This window comes from Stutzerimonas sp. S1, from assembly GCF_025966695.1.
Taxonomy (GTDB): Bacteria; Pseudomonadota; Gammaproteobacteria; order Pseudomonadales; family Pseudomonadaceae; genus Stutzerimonas.
Window position 1 is genome coordinate 243,420 of record NZ_JAOEIY010000003.1, and the last position, 18,448, is coordinate 261,867.

The 18,448-nt window shown below is 64.6% G+C and carries 17 protein-coding genes; 7 read left to right on the plus strand and 10 right to left on the minus strand.

Going from position 1 to position 18,448, the window contains the following annotated elements; translation table 11 throughout:
- Window positions 1-177 precede the first annotated feature (177 nt).
- Entirely contained in the window at window positions 178-2,481 is a 2,304-nt protein-coding gene (gene metE, locus N8H22_RS07875; protein WP_264590064.1) for a 5-methyltetrahydropteroyltriglutamate--homocysteine S-methyltransferase, read from the plus strand.
- A 21-nt stretch (window positions 2,482-2,502) separates the two neighbouring features.
- Here metE and glpD read toward each other — a convergent pair whose 3' ends face one another.
- Entirely contained in the window at window positions 2,503-4,062 is a 1,560-nt protein-coding gene (gene glpD, locus N8H22_RS07880; RefSeq protein WP_264590065.1) for a glycerol-3-phosphate dehydrogenase, read from the minus strand.
- Between the two features lie 120 nt (window positions 4,063-4,182).
- Here glpD and ybaK point away from each other — a divergent pair, with 120 nt between their 5' ends.
- Window positions 4,183-4,653 carry a Cys-tRNA(Pro) deacylase gene (gene ybaK / locus N8H22_RS07885; RefSeq protein WP_264590066.1) on the plus strand — a complete coding sequence of 157 codons (471 nt, stop codon included), beginning with the start codon at window positions 4,183-4,185 and terminating at the stop codon, window positions 4,651-4,653.
- Between the two features lie 53 nt (window positions 4,654-4,706).
- On the opposite strand, the gene mltF is transcribed toward ybaK, so the two are convergent.
- Window positions 4,707-6,167: a membrane-bound lytic murein transglycosylase MltF gene (gene mltF, locus N8H22_RS07890; protein ID WP_264590067.1), complete on the minus strand. Its 1,461-nt coding sequence runs from the start codon at window positions 6,165-6,167 to the stop codon at window positions 4,707-4,709.
- A 286-nt stretch (window positions 6,168-6,453) separates the two neighbouring features.
- Here mltF and N8H22_RS07895 point away from each other — a divergent pair, with 286 nt between their 5' ends.
- A complete protein-coding gene (locus tag N8H22_RS07895) occupies window positions 6,454-6,735 on the plus strand; it encodes a GIY-YIG nuclease family protein (RefSeq protein ID WP_264590068.1) in 282 nt (93 codons plus the stop codon).
- A gap of 81 nt (window positions 6,736-6,816) precedes the next feature.
- Window positions 6,817-7,755, plus strand: coding sequence for a glutathione S-transferase family protein (locus N8H22_RS07900; protein WP_264590069.1), 939 nt, complete (start codon window positions 6,817-6,819; stop codon window positions 7,753-7,755).
- 18 nt (window positions 7,756-7,773) lie between these two features.
- Here N8H22_RS07900 and N8H22_RS07905 read toward each other — a convergent pair whose 3' ends face one another.
- The 3 genes from N8H22_RS07905 to yejK are packed head-to-tail and all read right to left on the minus strand — an operon-like array spanning window position 7,774 to window position 10,466.
- A complete protein-coding gene (locus N8H22_RS07905; RefSeq protein ID WP_264590212.1) occupies window positions 7,774-8,598 on the minus strand; it encodes a DUF4344 domain-containing metallopeptidase in 825 nt (274 codons plus the stop codon).
- Window positions 8,599-8,603: 5 nt separating this feature from the next.
- Complete coding sequence (locus N8H22_RS07910; RefSeq protein ID WP_264590070.1) at window positions 8,604-9,440, minus strand: hypothetical protein; 837 nt, start codon at window positions 9,438-9,440, stop codon at window positions 8,604-8,606.
- 18 nt (window positions 9,441-9,458) lie between these two features.
- Window positions 9,459-10,466 carry a nucleoid-associated protein YejK gene (yejK, locus tag N8H22_RS07915; protein ID WP_264590071.1) on the minus strand — a complete coding sequence of 336 codons (1,008 nt, stop codon included), beginning with the start codon at window positions 10,464-10,466 and terminating at the stop codon, window positions 9,459-9,461.
- Between the two features lie 123 nt (window positions 10,467-10,589).
- Here yejK and N8H22_RS07920 point away from each other — a divergent pair, with 123 nt between their 5' ends.
- The 3 genes from N8H22_RS07920 (at window position 10,590) to N8H22_RS07930 (ending at window position 12,266) form a co-directional block, all read left to right on the plus strand.
- Window positions 10,590-11,801 (plus strand): MFS transporter, encoded by a 1,212-nt coding sequence (locus tag N8H22_RS07920; protein ID WP_264590072.1) that lies wholly within the window; start codon window positions 10,590-10,592, stop codon window positions 11,799-11,801.
- Complete coding sequence (locus tag N8H22_RS07925) at window positions 11,801-11,923, plus strand: hypothetical protein (protein WP_264590073.1); 123 nt, start codon at window positions 11,801-11,803, stop codon at window positions 11,921-11,923. Before N8H22_RS07920 ends, N8H22_RS07925 begins: the two co-directional genes overlap by 1 nt.
- 151 nt (window positions 11,924-12,074) lie before the next feature.
- The gene (locus tag N8H22_RS07930) at window positions 12,075-12,266 is read left to right on the plus strand and encodes a hypothetical protein (protein ID WP_264590074.1); all 192 of its coding nucleotides are present in this window, start codon (window positions 12,075-12,077) and stop codon (window positions 12,264-12,266) included.
- Window positions 12,267-12,288: 22 nt separating this feature from the next.
- On the opposite strand, the gene rlmF is transcribed toward N8H22_RS07930, so the two are convergent.
- From rlmF to nhaD, 5 genes are all read right to left on the minus strand, one after another.
- Entirely contained in the window at window positions 12,289-13,287 is a 999-nt protein-coding gene (rlmF, locus tag N8H22_RS07935; protein WP_264590075.1) for a 23S rRNA (adenine(1618)-N(6))-methyltransferase RlmF, read from the minus strand.
- A gap of 48 nt (window positions 13,288-13,335) precedes the next feature.
- Window positions 13,336-14,505 (minus strand): YbfB/YjiJ family MFS transporter, encoded by a 1,170-nt coding sequence (locus N8H22_RS07940; protein WP_264590076.1) that lies wholly within the window; start codon window positions 14,503-14,505, stop codon window positions 13,336-13,338.
- 71 nt (window positions 14,506-14,576) lie between these two features.
- On the minus strand, window positions 14,577-16,403 hold the full coding sequence (locus N8H22_RS07945; RefSeq protein WP_264590077.1) for an SLC13 family permease: 1,827 nt from the start codon (window positions 16,401-16,403) through the stop codon (window positions 14,577-14,579).
- A 6-nt stretch (window positions 16,404-16,409) separates the two neighbouring features.
- The gene (locus N8H22_RS07950) at window positions 16,410-16,706 is read right to left on the minus strand and encodes a winged helix-turn-helix domain-containing protein (protein ID WP_264590078.1); all 297 of its coding nucleotides are present in this window, start codon (window positions 16,704-16,706) and stop codon (window positions 16,410-16,412) included.
- A gap of 69 nt (window positions 16,707-16,775) precedes the next feature.
- Entirely contained in the window at window positions 16,776-18,158 is a 1,383-nt protein-coding gene (gene nhaD, locus N8H22_RS07955; RefSeq protein ID WP_264590079.1) for a sodium:proton antiporter NhaD, read from the minus strand.
- Window positions 18,159-18,448 lie beyond the last annotated feature (290 nt).

The following is an 18,448-nucleotide window of genomic DNA, read 5'->3' on the forward strand; positions in this document are numbered from 1 at the left end:
TCATTAGTGGGCCAGTGTGCGCAGCGTACGCCGACTTGTCGAGCGTGCCGCGCAGAAGTCGCCCGGACGGTAGGTTTATGAATTATTCTACTGATTAATGTTAATTCATTGAGTTTGTTTCATGGCTTTGTGCGCCAGACAATCGCTCCGGTCATTCAAGGTGAACGGAGATTGGGCATGGCTATAGCGCACTCACTGGGTTTCCCCCGCATCGGGCGCGATCGGGAATTGAAGAAAGCTCTGGAGTCCTATTGGAGGAGCGAGCTGGATGAAGCCGGGCTGCGCGAGGTTGGCCGCGAGTTGCGAGCACGGCACTGGCAGGTCCAGGCGGATGCGGGCATCCAGCTGCTGCCGGTGGGCGACTTCGCCTGGTACGACCAGGTGCTGAGCCACTCGCTGATGTTCGGCGTGATTCCCCAGCGCTTCCGCCCGGCCAGCGGCGAGGTCGGTCTGGATACCCTGTTCAGCATGGCCCGCGGCGTCAGCGGAAGTTGCTGCGGCGGCGGCGCGCAGGCTCAGGAAATGACCAAGTGGTTCGATACCAACTATCACTATCTGGTACCGGAGTTCGACGCACAGCAGCAGTTCGAGCTGAGCTGGACGCAGCTGTTCGAGGAGGTCGACGAGGCGCTGGCGCTAGGCCATGCAGTCAAACCGGTGGTGATCGGCCCACTGAGCTATCTCTGGCTGGGCAAGGCCAGGGGCGGCGACTTCGACAAGTTGGAGCTGCTCGAGCGCCTGCTGCCGGTCTATGCCCAAGTGCTCGAGCGTCTGGCGACACAGGGCGTGGAGTGGGTGCAGATCGACGAGCCGATTCTGGCATTGGATCTGCCGCAGGACTGGAAGAATGCCTTCGAGCGTGCCTACAACCAGCTGCAGCGCGCGCCGCTGAAGAAGCTGGTCGCGACCTATTTCGGCGGTCTGGACGACAACCTCGGGCTGGCGGCGATGCTGCCGGTAGACGGCCTGCATATCGATCTGGTGCGCGCGCCGGAGCAGTACCCGGTGATTCTCGATCGACTGCCGGCATACAAGGTGCTCTCGCTCGGTCTGGTCGACGGACGCAACGTCTGGCGCTGCGACCTGGACAAGGCGCTGGCGGTGCTGCGCCATGCAGCCGAGCGTCTCGGCGAGCGACTGTGGGTGGCGCCCTCCTGCTCACTGCTGCACAGTCCGGTGGATCTGCAGCGCGAAGACCGACTGGATGACGAGCTGAAGAGCTGGCTGGCTTTCGCCGTGCAGAAATGCGCCGAAGTGGCGGTGCTGGCCCGTGCGCTCAACCAGTTGGATGCTCCTGAGGTGCAGGCCGCCCTGGCCGAGAGTCGTGCGGTGCAGCAGGCGCGTGCCAGCTCGCCGCGCATCCATAATCCGGCGGTGCGCGAGCGCCTGGCCGCGGTAACGGCCGCCGATAGTCGGCGGGCCAGCCCGTTTGCCGAACGCATCGAGAAGCAGCGCGAGCGTCTGCAGCTGCCCGCGTTCCCCACCACCACCATCGGTTCCTTTCCGCAGACCGCGGCGATCCGCCTGGCGCGCCAGGCTTACAAGCTGGGCAAGCTCGACGAGACCGACTACGTCGAAGCCATGCAGGCGGAGATCCGTCATGCGGTGGCGGTGCAGGAGCAGCTTGGTCTGGACGTGCTGGTGCATGGCGAGGCCGAACGCAACGACATGGTCGAGTACTTTGCCGAGCAGCTCGACGGCTACGCCTTCACCCGCTTCGGCTGGGTGCAGAGCTACGGTTCGCGCTGCGTCAAACCGGCGATCATTTACGGCGACCTCAGCCGGCCGCGGCCGATGACCGTGGAGTGGATTCGCTACGCCCAGCAGCAGACCGACAAGCCGATGAAGGGCATGCTCACCGGCCCGGTGACCATGCTGATGTGGTCCTTCCCGCGCGAGGACGTCAGTCGCGAAGAGCAGGCGCGACAGCTGGCGCTGGCGATCCGCGACGAGGTCTGCGACCTGGAGGCGGCCGACATCCGCATCGTGCAGATCGACGAGGCGGCGTTCCGCGAGGGCCTGCCGCTGCGTCGCGCGCAGTGGCAGGCCTATCTCGACTGGGCGGTGGAAGCCTTCCGTCTGTGTGCCAGCGGTGTGCGCGACGAAACGCAGATCCACACCCACATGTGCTACAGCGAGTTCAACGATGTGATCGAGGCGATCGCCGCGATGGACGCCGACGTCATCACCATCGAGACCTCGCGCTCGCAGATGGAGCTGCTGGAAGCGTTCCGCGCCTTCGACTATCCCAACGACATCGGTCCGGGCGTCTACGACATCCACTCGCCGCGGGTGCCGAACACGGCGGAGATGGTCGAGCTGCTGGAAAAGGCTGTCGAGCGCATTCCCGCCGAGCGGTTGTGGGTCAATCCCGATTGCGGACTCAAGACCCGAGGCTGGCCGGAGACCGAGGCCGCCCTGGTGAACATGGTGGCGGCGGCGCGTCAGCTGCGTCGGCGCTACGCCCGCCAGGTCGCCTAGGACGATCGCCTGCCAGGTCGATCAGGCTTGGCAGGCTGCGTCCTCGGCGCCCGCATCGAACAGCGGCAGGCGTTCGCGCGTCAGCTGGTCCATATACTGTTGCAGGCGCGTACCGCCGTCGGCTGCGATAAACAGGCCGAGCTTGGTCCGTCGCCAGAGAATGTCCTCGGCAGTCAGTGCCCATTCCTCGGCGATCAGGTAATCCACCTCGCGCGCGTACAGCCCGACACCGAAATGCTCGCCGAGATCGGCCAGGCCGCGCATACCCTTGAGTAGCTTCCAGCTGCGGCTGCCATAGCTGTGTGCCCAGCGTCGGGCGATGACTTCGGGCAGCCAGGGTGCGCCGGTGCAGAGCGCTTCGGTGAGGTCGAGCAGGGTGGTCATGTCTTCGCCGCCGGGCAGGCGTGCATCGTGGGTCCAGGCCGGTTTCATCCGCACGAACCAGGGCGCGAGTTCGGCCAGCGCGGCTTCGGCGAGCTTGCGGTAGGTGGTCAGCTTGCCGCCGAACACCGAGAGCAGCGGTGCCTCGTTGCCGTGGGCGGTGAGCGCCAGGGTGTAGTCGCGGGTGATCGCCGAAGGCTCGGCGGACTCGTCATCACACAACGGTCGGACGCCGGCGTAGCGGTAGCGAATATCTTCTGCCTGCAGCTGACGTTTGAAATGGCGGTTGACCACCGCCAGCAGGTAATCGACTTCCGCCTCGGTGACTGTCACCTGGGTCGGGTCGCCTCGGTACTCGCGATCGGTGGTGCCGATCAGGCTGAACTGCTCCAGATAGGGAATCACGAAGACGATGCGACGGTCGTCGTTCTGCAGGATGTACGCCTGCTCGCCGTCGTAGAGCTTGGGCACGATCAGGTGGCTGCCCTGAATCAGGCGAATCTCGTGCGCGGGTTGCAGCTTGAGGTCATCGCGTAGGAACTGGGCGACCCAGGGGCCGGCGGCGTTGACCAGCGCGCGGGCGCGTACCGAGTAGCGACTGCCGTCGACACGTTCCAGGTGCAGGTGCCAGAGGCCCCGGCTGCTGCGCGCGCTGACGCAGCGGGTGCGGGTGTGGATATGCGCGCCGTGTTCGCGGGCAGTCATGGCGTTGAGCACTACCAGGCGGGCATCGTCGACCCAGCAGTCGGAATACTCGAAACCCTGGGTGATATCGGCCTTGAGCGGGCTTTCCGCGCCGAAGTGCAGGCGGCGTGAGCCGGCGAGATGTTCGCGCTTGCCCAGATGGTCGTAGAGGAACAGGCCGGTGCGGATCATCCAGGACGGCCGCAGATGCGGGCGGTAGGGCAGGATGAAGCGTAGCGGGGCGACGATGTGCGGCGCCTTGGCGAGCAGCACCTCCCGTTCGGCCAGCGCCTCGCGCACCAGGCGCAACTCGTAGTGTTCGAGATAGCGCAGGCCGCCATGCACCAGCTTGCTGCTGGCCGAAGAAGTGTGTTGCGCGAGATCGCCCTGCTCGCAGAGGTAGACCGACAGGCCGCGGCCGGCGGCATCCGCGGCGATGCCGACGCCGTTGATGCCGCCGCCGACCACGGCGAGGTCATAGACTTCGGCGACGGGCGCGAGGGGGGGATGCTGCATGGGCTGGCCACCGGAGATGCGTTGCGTGTTAGGGGTTGTCGATGTTTCCCTCGCGGCTTGCGATGAAACCTCAACAGCTCCTAAGGTACAGGCATTCAGCCACCCACATCATTACAGAACATGACTCCTGCCATCGATCTGCTGAAAAAAGCCCGCGCCGAGCACCGTGTGCATAGCTACGAACACGATCCCAAATCCGCCTCCTATGGACTGGAAGCCGCAGAGAAGCTCGGCCTCGAGCCTGCGCGGGTATTCAAGACGCTACTCGCCTGCAGCGAGAAGAACGAGTTGTTGGTAGCCGTGGTGCCGGTGGCTGGCACGCTCGATCTCAAGGCGCTGGCGCAGGCGGCGGCGGTGAAGAAAGTGGAGATGGCCGATCCGCTGCTGGCGCAACGGGTGACCGGCTATCTCGTCGGCGGCATCAGCCCGCTAGGACAGAAGAAGCGCCTGCGCACGTTCATCGACAGTTCGGCGCAAACCCAGCCGAGCATCTTCGTCAGTGCCGGTCGTCGTGGGCTGGAAGTCGAACTGGCGCCCGCGCTGCTGGCTGAGCAGACTCGCGCGAGCTTCGCGCCGATCGGTCGCGGCTGATTGGAGAACTGGCGTCAATCACGCACGGCCCGCTGAGCGGGCGAGGTGCTGGCTTACAGCGGCGGCAGGTTCTCTTCGAAATCGGTGGCGTAGATGCCGGGCACGTGCAGGTCGCTCTGTACCAGCTTCTGCCCCTCCAGCTGCGGCTGGGTCACCCAGGTAAGGATGTCGTAGTAACGGCGGATGTTGGCGACGAAGTGCACCGGCTCGCCACCGCGGGCATAGCCGTAACGGGTCTTGCTATACCACTGCTTCTGCGCCAGGCGCGGCAGCATCTGTTTCACGTCGAGCCACTTGTTCGGGTTAAGGCCTTCGGCCTCGGCAAGCTTGCGCGCATCCTCGAGATGGCCGCCGCCGACGTTGTAGGCGGCCAGCGCGAACCAGGTGCGATCCGGCTCCTCGATGCTCTCCGGCAGGCTGTCACGCACCTGCACCAGGTACTTGCCACCGCCACGGATGCTCTGCTTCGGATCCAGGCGATTGGTCACGCCCATCGCATTGGCGGTGTTGAGGGTTAGCATCATCAGCCCGCGGACGCCGGTCTTGGAGGTGGCATCCGGCTGCCAATGCGATTCCTGATAACCGACCGCTGCCAGCAGACGCCAGTCGATACCGTGCTCCTTGGCAGTTTCGCGGAAGGTCTTCTCGTAGCGGGGCAGGCGCTGCTGCAGATGGGTGGCGAAGGCATAGGCGCCGACATAGCCGAGCACGTCGACATGGCCGTAGTAGCGTTCGCGCAGACGTTGCAGGGTGCCGTTCTCCTGCGCCTGGTCGAGGAACTGGTTGGCGGCCTGGAGCAGGCTGTCGTCCTCACCTTTGGCGACGATCCACGCCAGGCTGTTCTGCTCGCCGAGGTCGAAACCGGTGCGGATGTTGGTGAAATACACCTGGTTCATCGACAGCTCGTTGGATTCGACCAGCGTCACGTCGATCTGCCCCTCGTCGACCATGCGCAGCAGATCGACCACTTCCACGGCTTCCGACTCGTCGTAGCGCAGTTCCGGCAGCTCGCTCTGCAGGGCCGCCAGTTTTTCCGCCTGGCTGCTGCCCTTGAGCACCAGGATGCGCTTGCCGACCAGATCTTGCGGGCGCCTCGGGCGGCGCTGGCCGCTGCGATAGACCACCTGGGTAGTGACATCCAGATACGAGTGGGTGAAGCGCGCCAGCTCCTTGCGCCCTTCGCTGGCGACCATGCCGGCGGCGGCGAGTACCGGGCCGCCCGGGCGATTCAGACGGGTGAAGATCTCGTCGATGCTGTCGGCCGTTTCGATCTCCAGCTTGACGCCGAGCTGGCTGGCGAAGCGCTTGACCAGTTCGTACTCGAAGCCGGCTTCGCCGTTGCGATCCTGGAAATAGGTGGCGGGGCTGTTGCGGGTGATCACGCGCAGGACGCCTTCCTCCTGTATCCGCTCGAGTTCGTTGGGCTTTTCAGCACAACTGCCGAGCATCAGGAAGATTCCGGTCGCCAACAACCAGGAGGCGCAGCGCTTGCGGAACGCAGTTTGAGCAAACATCGGCGCAGTATACGCAAAGGCGATCAGCCACCATATCTGGACAGTCGCTTCACGCTCTGCTAAGCGACGGGGCTTGATTGTCGCTGGTGTGGGCGTCGCCGGACGCTGCGAAGCCGGCGGCTGCGGCATCTGCACTGGCGTGCAGATGCCTGGTATTACTGTCACTAAACCAGTGGCGTATTACCGAGGCGGCGCCTTATGCGCTGGCGTGGTCGACGGGCATAATGCGCGCTGCGCCGATCACCAATCGGCGTTCCCGCCGTTGCCCCCGAGGTTCTGCTTTTCAATGAGCGTCGCCGAGTCCAAACCCTGGTTCGTCTATCTGGTGCGTGCGGCCAACGGCGCGCTGTATTGCGGCATCAGCGATGATGCCCAGCGTCGCTTCAGCGATCACCAGCGCGGGCGGGGCGCGCGCTTCTTTCACTCCAGCCCGGCGGTGGCACTGGTGTATGTCGAGGCCTGCGCCAGCAAGGGCGATGCGCTGCGGCGCGAGATCGCCATCAAGCGCCTGACCAAGAGCGCCAAGGAACGCCTGGTGGCTCAAACGGCGGTGACGTGTTGTGAATGACGGTGCAATCAACCGGTAGGCTGGCGTAAGCGGAGCGTCTAAGCTGACGATCTTTCCCACCCGACACTGGCGGAGCCTGTCATGCATGAGCTGATCCTGCACCACTATCCCACCTCGCCGTTCGCCGAGAAGGCGCGCCTGTTGCTGGGCTTCAAACAGCTGTCGTGGCGTTCGGTGCTGATTCCTCCGGTGATGCCCAAGCCCGATCTGACTGCGCTGACCGGTGGCTACCGGCGCACGCCGGTGCTGCAGATCGGTGCCGACATCTATTGCGACACGGCGCTCATCGCCCGTCGTCTGGAGGTCGAAAAGGTCACGCCCGAGCTATTCCCCGAAGGCCAGGAATTCGATGTCGCGGTACTGGCGCAGTGGGCTGATTCGGTGCTGTTTCTCACGGCGGTGAGTCTGGTGTTCCAGCCCGAATCCATGGCGTTGCGTTTTGCCAACGTACCCAAGGAATTCGTCGAAGTATTCAGCAAGGACCGTGCGCAGCTATTCAGCAACGGCAGCGTGAGCCGCGTGCCGCTGGAGCAGGCGAAGAGCGATTGGCCGACGTATATGGCGCGACTGGAACAGCAGCTGGCACGCAGCGAGGGCGAATTCCTCTTCGGTGCAGCGCCGTCACTGGCCGATTTCGCCGTTGCGCACTGCTTGTGGTTCCTGCGTGCGACGCCGGTGACCGCGCCGCTGGTGGACAGCTATCCGGAGGTCCATGCGTGGCTGGGCAAGGTGCTGGGTGTCGGCCACGGCTCGTTCAGCGAGCTGTCCGGCGAGCAAGCGCTGCAGATCGCGCGCGATGCGACACCGGCGGCGCTGCCGGACGAAGCGTTTGCCGAGCCGAATGGCTACCGCCAGGGACAACGGGTGGCGATCTGTGCAGTGGATTACGGCAGCGATCCGGTCGAGGGCGAACTTTTGTTCGCGGGCAGCGAGGAGCTGATTTTGCGTCGCGAGGATGAGCGCGCCGGAGTCGTTCACGTGCATTTTCCGCGGGTGGGGTACCGCATCGAGGCCCGTTGAGCCTCGGCGATCGGCCGGCTATCCGCGGTCGGGCTGCGGCGCGCGCCGCTTCGGCCGCTCGCCGGCCAGATCGCGGAAATAGGCAATCCGCTCGTAGCAGAGGGTCAGTTCGCCGCTGATGCGGTTAAACCAGGCGTCCGGCGCGCCGCAGGTGGTCATGCGCAGCGTTAAGTCGCGCGGCAGATCGAAGGCCTCGCTCGCCTTGCGTGCCACTGCTTCGAGTTCGCCGCTGGCGCGAATCTTTTCGAGCAGGGCCGTTCCGCCCGCCAGATGGCTTGGCGGGCTGTCGTAGATGACCTCAATTCGATGCCTCGGCGTGCCGGAGTCTGCACGCTGCAGGCGCTCACGCAGCCATTGCACGGCGTGGGCCACCTGCTGGTATTCCTCCGGGCAGTAGAGCGCGCGCTCCACCGGCAGACCGCTGACTTCGAGCACCCAGTCGAGCCGATCCGGGTCACTGCCATACGCCAGGCAGGCGATGTTGTAGAAGCGCTGTGCATCCAGTGCGTGGCTGTCCCAGACCGGAATCTCGGTGCCAGTGCGCTCGGATCTGCGCCACTCCAGCCGCCAGTAGTCGGCGACGTCCATCAGCTTGGCGTAGAACGCCGCGTCGTGCTGCTGATCGTGTAGAAGGAACAGCCCCATGAAGCCGAGCTGGTCGGCGGCGTCTTCTTCCCGACCGAGCACCGGCAATTCGAGTTCGCTGATCAGCAGATGACCCATCTCGTGCATCAGGGTGAATTCGGCATTGGCCACGGTGAAGCGCAGGGCGTCGGCGGACAGACCGGGGGGCTGTTCCGCGCCTGTGGCCGGTGTGGCCAGGCAGACCAGCAGCCATGTCAGCCGGATCAGTGCGCCGGGTCGCACGCGATGCGCTCCACATCTTCATGGCTGAACGGCAGCGGGTGCTGCGGCCAGTCCAGTGCCAGGTGCTCCAGTTCGCGGGCGAGCAGGCTGGCGATGAGCAGGTCGCGCAACCAGCGGTGATCGGCGGGAATTACATACCACGGCGCCGCCGGCGTATGGCTGGAGCCGACGACCTCGGCCCAGCGCGCCTGTCGGCTGGCGAAATCACGGTGATCCTCCAGATCGCGGGCGCTCAGCTTCCAGCGTTTGTCGGGTTGTTCCAGACGCTGGTGCAGGCGGCGCTTCTGCTCGGCGAAGGAAATCTGCAGGTAGCACTTGAGCGGATGAATGCGTCGGGCCGGCAATGCTGCCTCCAGTGCGCTGATGGCGGCCTGCCGCGGTGCCAGTTCGGCCTCGCTGCACAGGCCGTCACGCAGGTCGCTGACCAGCGCCTCGTAATAGCTGCGGTTGAAGATGCCCAATGTTCCGGAAATGGGCAGGCGCTGGCGGTAGCGCCAGAGAAAGTCCTGCTCGCGCTCGACGGCATTCGGTGCCTGGAAGCTGCTGGGCGTCAGCGTCAGTGGGTCGAGCCCGCTCAGCGCGCGGCGGATAACGCCGTTCTTGCCGGCGCAATCGGGGCCCTGCAGAACCAGCAGCAAGGCATCGTACCGATTGGCCCAGAGCATGGTCAGCCGTTCGCGCAGCCAGCCCTTGAGCGTCTGCAATTGTTCCTGCGCCTGTGCCTTGCCCAGGTCGTACTGACGCGCGGGATCGCCTGCCAGCGGGGCCGCCGGGTTGCACAGGCAATCATCGAGAACGGCATCGGGCAGGCGCGGCATGCGGGGTTCCTTGCGAGGTCAATCCTTGCGGCGTTTGAGCTGGTCTTTCAGCTGGGTTGGCAGCTGGCGGATGATCAGCATGTCGCGCGCCTCGTCGTATTCGATCTTCGAGCCCAGCAGGTGCGACTCGAAGCTGATCGACAGACCCTCAGCACGCCCGGTGAAGCGGCGAAACTGATTCAGCGTGCGCTTGTCTGGCGGGATCTCCGGGGAAAGTCCGTAATCCTTGTTGCGAATGTGGTCGTAGAAGGCCTTCGGGCGTTCCTCGTCGATCACCCCGGAAAGTTCCTCCAGCGTCATCGGCTGGCCCAGCTTGGCCTGGGTGCTGGCGTAGTCGACCAGCGCGCTGGTTTTCTCGCGGGCCTGCTCTTCGGGTAGATCCTCGCTCTCGACGAAGTCGCTGAAGGCCTTGAGCAGCGTGCGGGTCTCGCTTGGCGCATCGACGCCTTCCTGGCAGCCGATGAAGTCGCGGAAGTACTCGGAAACCTTCTTGCCGTTCTTGCCTTTGATGAAGGAGATGTACTGCTTGGACTGCTTGTTGTTCTGCCACTCGGAGATGTTGATGCGCGCGGCCAGGTGCAGCTGACCGAGGTCCAGATGCTTGGCCGGCGCCACGTCCAGCGCGTCGGTGACGGTCACGCCCTCACTGTGATGCAGCAGGGCGATCGCCAGGTAGTCGGTCATGCCCTGCTGATAGTGGGCGAACAGCACATGACCACCGGTGGAGAGGTTGGATTCCTCCATCAGCTTCTGCAGGTGTTCGACGGCCTGGCGACTGAACGCGGTGAAATCCTGGCCGCCCTCCAGGTACTGACCCAGCCAGCCGCTGAACGGATAGGCGCCCGACTCCTCGTGGAAGAAGCCCCAGGCCTTGCCCTGCTTGGCGTTGTAGCTCTCGTTGAGGTCGGCCAGCAGGTTCTCCATCGCCTGCGATACGCCCAGTTCGGAATCGCGGGCGTGCAGGACGGCAGGGGTGCCGTCGGGTTTCTTGTCGATCAGGTGGACGATGCAATGGCGGATCGGCATGGGGTACTCATTCAGGATGGGTAAAACAGCTGCAGTGTAACTGAGCGGGACAGTACGTTGAGTAGTTGCGGTGGGCCGGGACTTCCTGAGTAAACTTGTCGTCTTTCCTCAAGGACTTCGCTCATGACTACTACGTGGCGCACCTGTGGCTGGATGCTGCTCGGCGGCTCGCTGATCCTCGCCCTGTCGCTTGGCGTCCGACACGGATTCGGCCTGTTCCTGCCACCCATGAGTGCGGAGTTCGGCTGGGGGCGCGAGGTGTTCGCCTTCGCCATCGCGCTGCAGAACCTGATCTGGGGGCTGGTGCAGCCGGTTACCGGCGCCCTGGCCGATCGTTTCGGTGTCGCCCGCGCCGTGCTTCTGGGCGGCATTCTCTATGCGGTAGGCCTGCTGCTGATGGCGGGTGCTGACACGCCGCTGTCGTTGAGTCTGAGCGCCGGCGTGCTGATCGGCCTGGGCCTGTCCGGTACGTCGTTCTCGGTGATCCTTGGTGCGGTTGGTCGCGCCGTGCCGGCAGAGAAACGCAGCATGGCGATGGGTATCGCCAGCGCCGCCGGCTCCTTCGGCCAGTTCGTCATGTTGCCTGGGAGCCTCGGGCTGATTGAATGGCTGGGCTGGTCCTCGGCGCTGCTGGCGTTGGGGCTGCTGATCGCCTTCATCGTGCCGCTGGCCGCGATGATGCGTGGCGAGCGCCAGACGCAGGCGACAGTGGGCGCGCAGCAGTCGCTCGGCGAAGCGTTGCGCGAGGCTGCCGGGCATTCGGGCTTCCGCCTGCTGGCGCTGGGGTTCTTCGTCTGCGGCTTTCAGGTGGTGTTCATCGGCGTGCATCTGCCGGCCTATCTGGTCGATCAGCATCTGCCAGCGCAGGTCGGCACCACGGTGCTGGCGTTGGTCGGGTTGTTCAATGTGGTGGGTACCTATACCGCTGGCTGGTTGGGCAGCTGCTACTCCAAGCCCAGGCTGCTGGCGGCGCTCTATCTGATTCGTGGCGTGGTGATCAGCGTGTTCCTGCTGGCCCCGCTGAGTGTTTGGAGCGCCTATGCCTTCGGTATCGCCATGGGCCTGTTGTGGCTGTCCACGGTGCCGCTGACCAATGGCACGGTGGCGACGATGTTCGGTGTACGCAATCTGTCAATGCTCGGTGGCATCGCCTTCCTGTTCCACCAGCTTGGCTCGTTCTTCGGCGGCTGGCTGGGCGGCTGGCTGTACGACCGCACTGGCAGCTACGACCTGGTCTGGCAGATCGCGATCGCGCTTAGTCTGATGGCGGCGGCGCTGAACTGGCCGATTCGCGAACAGCCGGTGGCGCGGCTGCGCGCGGCGGAGGCGGGTTGATGCGGCGGCTGTGCTTCGGCGCCGCGCTGGCCTTGCTGCTCGGCGCGTTGCTGCTGCTCGCCTGGTTCGGCTGGCAGCGTGGCGGGCTGGCGCTGCTGCAACTTGGCGTAGGGGTTTGCTGAGCAGTTCTCGGCCGTTCGGAAAAAATCGCCACGCTTACGGAATCAAATCGCTGTTGCCGGGCTCCAACAAGCGAAACGGCAGGACTCTGTCGCAGAACCGTAATCAAAGCACTGTAAAAAGCTGCTGCAAGCAGTTTTATGGAGCCCCAACATGACCACCCTCACCGAACTCGCCCAGCACATCGCCAAGCTCTATCCGTTGCAGGACAAGCGCGCCGGCAAGCGCTACCGCGTGGTGGGCGAGCTGGCCGGAATGACCGAGCTCGAGGAAATCAACGGTGAGCCGCGCTACATCCAGACCCTGGCGCTGAAGAACAAACAGCTCTGGGACATGGTGGTCTGACGCTGCCGACAGCGCCGCTGACTCAGGTCTGTGGCCGTAGCCAGTGCAGTGCGCGCCACTGCGCGCGCTGCTCGTCGTCGAGAAAGGTCCATGCCACGAAGCGGCTGCGCTTCTGCCCCTGCGCCATGTTCACCGTACGTATCTCCCGCGCGCCGAGCCTGCGCAGGCGTGCCTGTAGCGGGGCGACATTGCTGCCCTTCGATACCAGCGTGCTGAACCAGTAGACCTGGTGACTGACGCCGACGCTTTCCTCGGCCAGTCGCGCGATAAACGCCGCCTCGCCACCTTCGCACCAGAGCTCGGCGGCCTGCCCACCGAAATTCAGCACCGGCAGCTTGCGCTTGGGGTCGAGCTTGCCGAGGTTGCGCCATTTGCGTTGGCTGCCGCGGCTAGCTTCGGTCGCGGAGGCGTGAAACGGCGGATTGCACAGCGTCAGGTCGAAGCGCTCGCCCTCTAGCAACAGCTCCTGGAAGATATGTCGCCGGTCGTTCTGCTGGCGAAGTTCGATGGCCTTGCCCAGCCCATTGGCGTCGATGAGGGTGCGCGCACAGTTCAGCGCCACGGGGTCGATATCCGACCCGGTAAAGTGCCAGCCGTATTCCTTGTGTCCGATCAGCGGGTAGATGCAGTTGGCGCCCGTGCCGATGTCCAGCGCCTTGATCGTTGCACCGCGCGGGATGCTGCCGGCGTTGTCTTCGGCGAGCAGGTCGGCGAGACCGTGCAGATAGTCTGCGCGCCCGGGCACCGGCGGGCAGAGGTAGCCCGGCGGGATGTCCCAGTGGATGATGCCGTAGAACTGCGTGAGCAGCGCCCGGTTGAAGACTTTCACCGCAGCTGGATTGGCGAAGTCGATGCTCTGCTTGCCATACGGATTGATGATCACGAAGTCGGCCAGTTCCGGACAACCGGCGATCAGTGCCGGGAAGTCGTAACGGCCACTGTGGCGGTTGCGCGGATGGAGTGCCGTGCTCCCGGGCTTGGCGGCAGGTGCAGGGGCTTTGGTCGGTTTGCGGATGGACATGTATGGAGGCGATGCGTGCGGATCGGGCGCGCATTGTCCCACATGTGCTCAGGCGTGGCGCGGCACAGCCAGCATCCACAACAGGCCCCAGAGCAAGGCGCCGGCACCCAGCCAGAAAGCGCTGTGCAGACTACCGCCCATGCCCATCCAGATGCTGGTCAGCCAGGGGGCGGCCAGCTGGGTCAGGCCGTACAGCGCGATCAGTGCTGCAGACAGGCGTGGACCCTGGTGCGGATGAAGGGTGCGTGCCAGGCGCTGGGTAAGCAGCACGGTGCCGAGAAAGGTGCCGCCGACCAGTACCGCACAGAGCAGGATGCCGCTGGCGCCTGGCAACAGCAGGGCGGCCAGCACGCCGAGCAGCTGCGTGAGGTAGCTCAGGCGCAGAGCGATGTCGTCCCCCAGGCGCACCCCCAGACGGTTCCACAGCCAGGGTGACGGCAGGGTGGCCAGTGCCACCACCATCCAGCTGCCGCTGACGAGGAAATCGCCGGGCTCGACCTGCAGGCGGGCAACCATCGGCAGAAAGGTCATCGGCAGGATGTATCCCATGCCGGCACCCGCATAGGAGAGAAACAGCGGCGTGCTGGCACGATCGAGCAGCCTGCCGCTGGGAGGCGTCGATGACGGATGGGCGGCCTGCTCCGCGGGCATGTCCAGCTGCGACAGTTGTCGCCAGCCCCACCAGGCCAGTGGTAGCGAGAGCAGCGCCGCCGGCCACCAGCGATCCGCACCCAGCAGCAAGCCATCGCTCAGGCTCACCAGCAGGCTGGACAGGATCAGTCCGACGCAGACACCGAGATAGACCAGTCCGCTGGAAGAGGCCCGCTGATGTCGGGCCAGCCATTCGAGGATCAGCGAGGGTGCCTGAACGAACACCAGCCCGTTGCTGATGCCGTTGGCCAGTCGCAGGGCGGCGAGGGCGTCCGCGGATTCGGCTTGTGTCTGCAGCAGACTGCTCAGCACGTGCAGCGCCAGCGCCCACGGTAGGCTGCGGCGAATCTGCACGACCCGATACCAGCGCAGGGCAAGCAGCGCGCCAATCAGATAACCCAGGTAGTTCCAACTGGCGATGCTGGCGCCCTGCTGCACGCTGAGCAGACCGTCCTCGACCAGCCAGGGCAGTAACGGGGTATAGACGAAGCGGCCGAGGCCATGGACGACGAGTAGCAGGGTGGCACCGGCCAGCAGGACCGGGAACAGGGCAGGGCGTTGGGACATCGGCATGTTCTTCTTGAATTGTGCTGCGAGCTTAGCGAGCGCCGGTGCGAAGGGCTACGGTCGTAACGCGCTTACAGTGGAAACAGTAGCGGCACCAGCAGTAACGACACCAGCATCACCAGCAGCGTGAAGGGTACGCCGACGCGGACGAAATCGGTGAAGCGGTAATGCCCGGGATTGAGCACCAGCGTGTTGACCGGGGAGGACACCGGGGTCATGAAGGCGGCCGAGGCGGCCAGCGCGACGATCATGGCGAACGGGTAGGGTGAGACGCCCAACTGTTCGGCAATGGCCAGAGCGATCGGCGCCATCAGTACGGCAGTCGCGGTGTTGGAGATGAACAGCCCGATCAGGGCCGTGAGCACGAACAGACAGGCGAGCAGCGCGTAAGGCCCCGCGTCGCCCAGCAGGCCGACCAGCCCGCCAGTGGCGAGGGCAATGCCACCGGTCTTCTGCAGTGCCTGGGCGAAGGGGAGCATGCCGACGATCAATACCAGGCTCTGCCAATGAATAGCCTTGTAGGCGCTGTCCATGTCGATGCAGCGAAACATCCCCATCAACAGGCAGCCGATCAGCGCTGCCAGCGCGTTTGGAACCAGGCCGCTGACCATCAGCGACACCATCACCGCGAGACTCAGCAGGGCAAATGGGGCCCGCTTGGCGGCGGGTGCCACATCGTCCACCTCCGCCGGTAGGCTGAGCACCAGAAAGTCGCGGCTGAGCCCCTGCAGCCGATGGATGTGTTTCCAGCTGCCGGCCACCAGCAGCGTGTCGGCGGGCTTGAGCTTCTCGTCCACCAGCAGGCCCTGCAGCGCTTCGTGGTTGCGCCGCAAGCCGACCACATTGAGCTTGTACCGGCTGCGAAAACCCAGTTGCTGAATGGTCTTGCCCGGCAGTCGCGAATCCGGCGGCAGAGCGACTTCTGCCAGACCCAGTTCGCGCGCATGGTCGGCGTAATAGGAACGCGACAGCAGTAGCGGTTGCAGGCCGAGCTCATCGAATGCGCCGAGCAGGCCGATCGCCGGACTGGCCAGGTCGACCAGCAGCACGTCGCCGACGAACAGCTCGGTATTGCCGGTAGCCACCAGCAGCAGCTTGCGAAAGCGGTGCCGGCGCTCGATGGCGATGACGTTGATGCCGTACTGCTTGCGCAGCTGCAATTCGTCCAGCACCCGATTGGCCAGGATCGACCCGGGCTTCACCTGCAAGCGCCGTTCGCGCTCGCCAAGGTGGTAGGCGCGGGCCAGGTCCGCGATAGTCAGGCGGGGGAGGGACGGCTGCTGGCGATCACGGCTGCCCAGCCAGCGCCGCGCCACCAGCATGTAGCCGATGCCGAGCAGCAAGATGGCCAGGCCGATCGGCGCGAAGTCAAAGAACGCGAAACCGTCGAGGCCGGCCCGGCGCAGCTCGCTGTGTACCACCATGTTCGGCGGGGTGGCGACCAGGGTCAGCATGCCGCTGATCAGCCCGGCGAACGCCAGTGGCATGAGCAGGCGGCGTGGTGCGAGCTGCATGCGTGCGGCGATGCCGAGTACCACCGGAATGAAGATCGCCACCACGCCGGTCGAACTCATCACCGAACCCAGGCTTGCTGCTGCGAGCATCAACAAGACCAGGAGGCGGGTTTCACTGTTGCCGGCGCTGCGCACCAGCCAGTCGCCGAGGCGATAAGCGATACCGGTTCGCACCAGGCCATCGCCGATGACGAACAGTGCGGCGATCAGCACCACGCTGGGATCGCTGAAGCCGGCGAGGGCCTCGTCAACGCTGAGAATGCCGGCCAGGGGCAGGCCGACCATCGCCAGTAGGGCGACGACATCCATCCGCGGTCTGTTGAGGACGAACAGCGTGACACAGCAGCCCAGCAACAGCAGGACGAGCAACAGGTCGCTGTTCATCGGCGGTCAGGGGTAGTCGAGCAGGGACTTGATCTGCGCAAGATGGCGTCCGACCCAGTGCTTGTCGATCGGCCCCCAATCGCGAATCTGGTAATGACCGGCGTTGTGCCGCTCGCCGTCGTCCTGCTGGAAGCGACAGTCGATATCCAGTTCGGCGAGCGCTGCCAAGGTGTCCTGTGCGGTGCGTCGCGGCATTCCGGTCGCTTCGGTGAGCGCCGGCACGCTGGTGGCCGTACCGCTGTCGATCAGCCAGGCGACGTAGAGGCGGCGATAGAAGCTGGTTCGGGTCTTGCTCGCGTTCATTGCCTGATTCCTCGCCGGCCGTTGAAGGGCGCTATGCGGCTTCAACGGCCCCGATGAGCGCTCTGCCGATCAGCGCAGGGCGAGCATGCCGATATAGGTCGCCGCGCCGGCAGTGTAACCGAAGAAGGCCAGCAGGCTGACGCGCTTGAGATACCAGATGAAGCTGATCTTCTCCATGCCCATTGCAGCAACACCGGCGGCCGAGCCGATAATAAGGCTGCTGCCACCAGTACCGGCGCAGTAGGCCAGCAGTTCCCAGAAGTTACCGTCCATCACGAACTGCGACAGCCAGCCGGTTTCATTGGCGGCCGCGTCGGCCAGCACCTGTGGGCTGACCAGCGGGTACATCTTCATCGCACCGGCCACCAGCGGCACGTTGTCCACCACGGCGGAGAGCAGACCGATCGCGTAGTTGATCGCATAGATATTGCCCAGCGACTCGCGCAGCGCGGTGGCGACCTGGGTCAGGTGGCCGGCGGTGGCAAGGCTGGACACTGCCAGCAGGATGCCGAGGAAGAACAGCACGCTGGGAGTGTCGACCTTGCGCAGCACGCCCACCACCGACAGTGGGTGCTTGTCCTCGGCGTTCTTGCTGCGGTGAATGATCTCGGTGGCCACCCACAGTACGCCGAGGCCGAACAGGATGCCCATGTACGGCGGCAGGTGTGTCACGGTCTTGAAGATCGGCACGAACAGCAGCGAGCCGAGGCCGAGTGCCAGCACCAGGTTACGCTCGAAGGCGGTGGTGGTCGGCGGCTGTTTTTCGGCCAGGTGGGCGCGCGCCCGCGGCCGTGGCGCTTCGCCGCGTAGACGGAAACTGAGGATCAGCAACGGCACCAGCAGGCAAACCAGGCTGGGCAGGAACAGGCCTGTGATCACGCCGGTGGCGGAAATCTGCGTGCCGATCCAGAGCATGGTGGTGGTGACGTCACCGATCGGCGACCAGGCGCCACCGGCGTTTGCCGCGATCACTACGACGCCGACGTACAGCCAGCGTTCCGGGCGGCCACGGATCAGTTTGCGCAGCAGCGAAACCATGACGATGGTGGTGGTCAGGTTATCCAGTACCGCGGACAGGAAGAAGGTAATGAAACCGACGATCCACAGCAGATTAACCCGCTTGCGGGTCTGGATGCGGTCGGTGATGACCTTGAAGCCTTCGTGGGAGTCGATCAGCTCGACGATCGTCATCGCGCCGAGCAGGAAGAACAGGATTTCCGACACTTCGCCGAGGTGATGGCGCAGCGCCTCGACCACCACCGCTGATGAATCCAACGGGTCGTGGGTGCCATGCTGCAGCAGCGGCAGGATCTGGTCGGCGCCCAATACCAGCACGGTCCAGGTGAGCACCGCGGTGAGGATCGCCGCGGCAGCCTTGTCGATCTTCAGCGGATGTTCAAAGGCTATGCATAGATAGCCGATGACAAACACAACAGCCATGAGTACATACATCGGAGGGACTCCATCTTGAGAAACCTGGCCGAATCCGCGGTGATGAGCCTCGGGGACGGCGGCTGGCAGATGGCGAGCAGTACGGTAGCTGGGCGAGGGGAAACAAGTGGGCTTGCGGCCCCGAGACGGAGTTCCGGTGGGCGGACTACATCGATCACGACAGGCGGATCGATACCGTAGCTCATTTCAGATCGGCTAGCTGTAGCGTGCGTGGCTTCTTGCGGTCTGCCAGTTCTAATAACGTATTTCGATGTGCGGCATATTGTACCAGCACACCTTGTAATAACTTG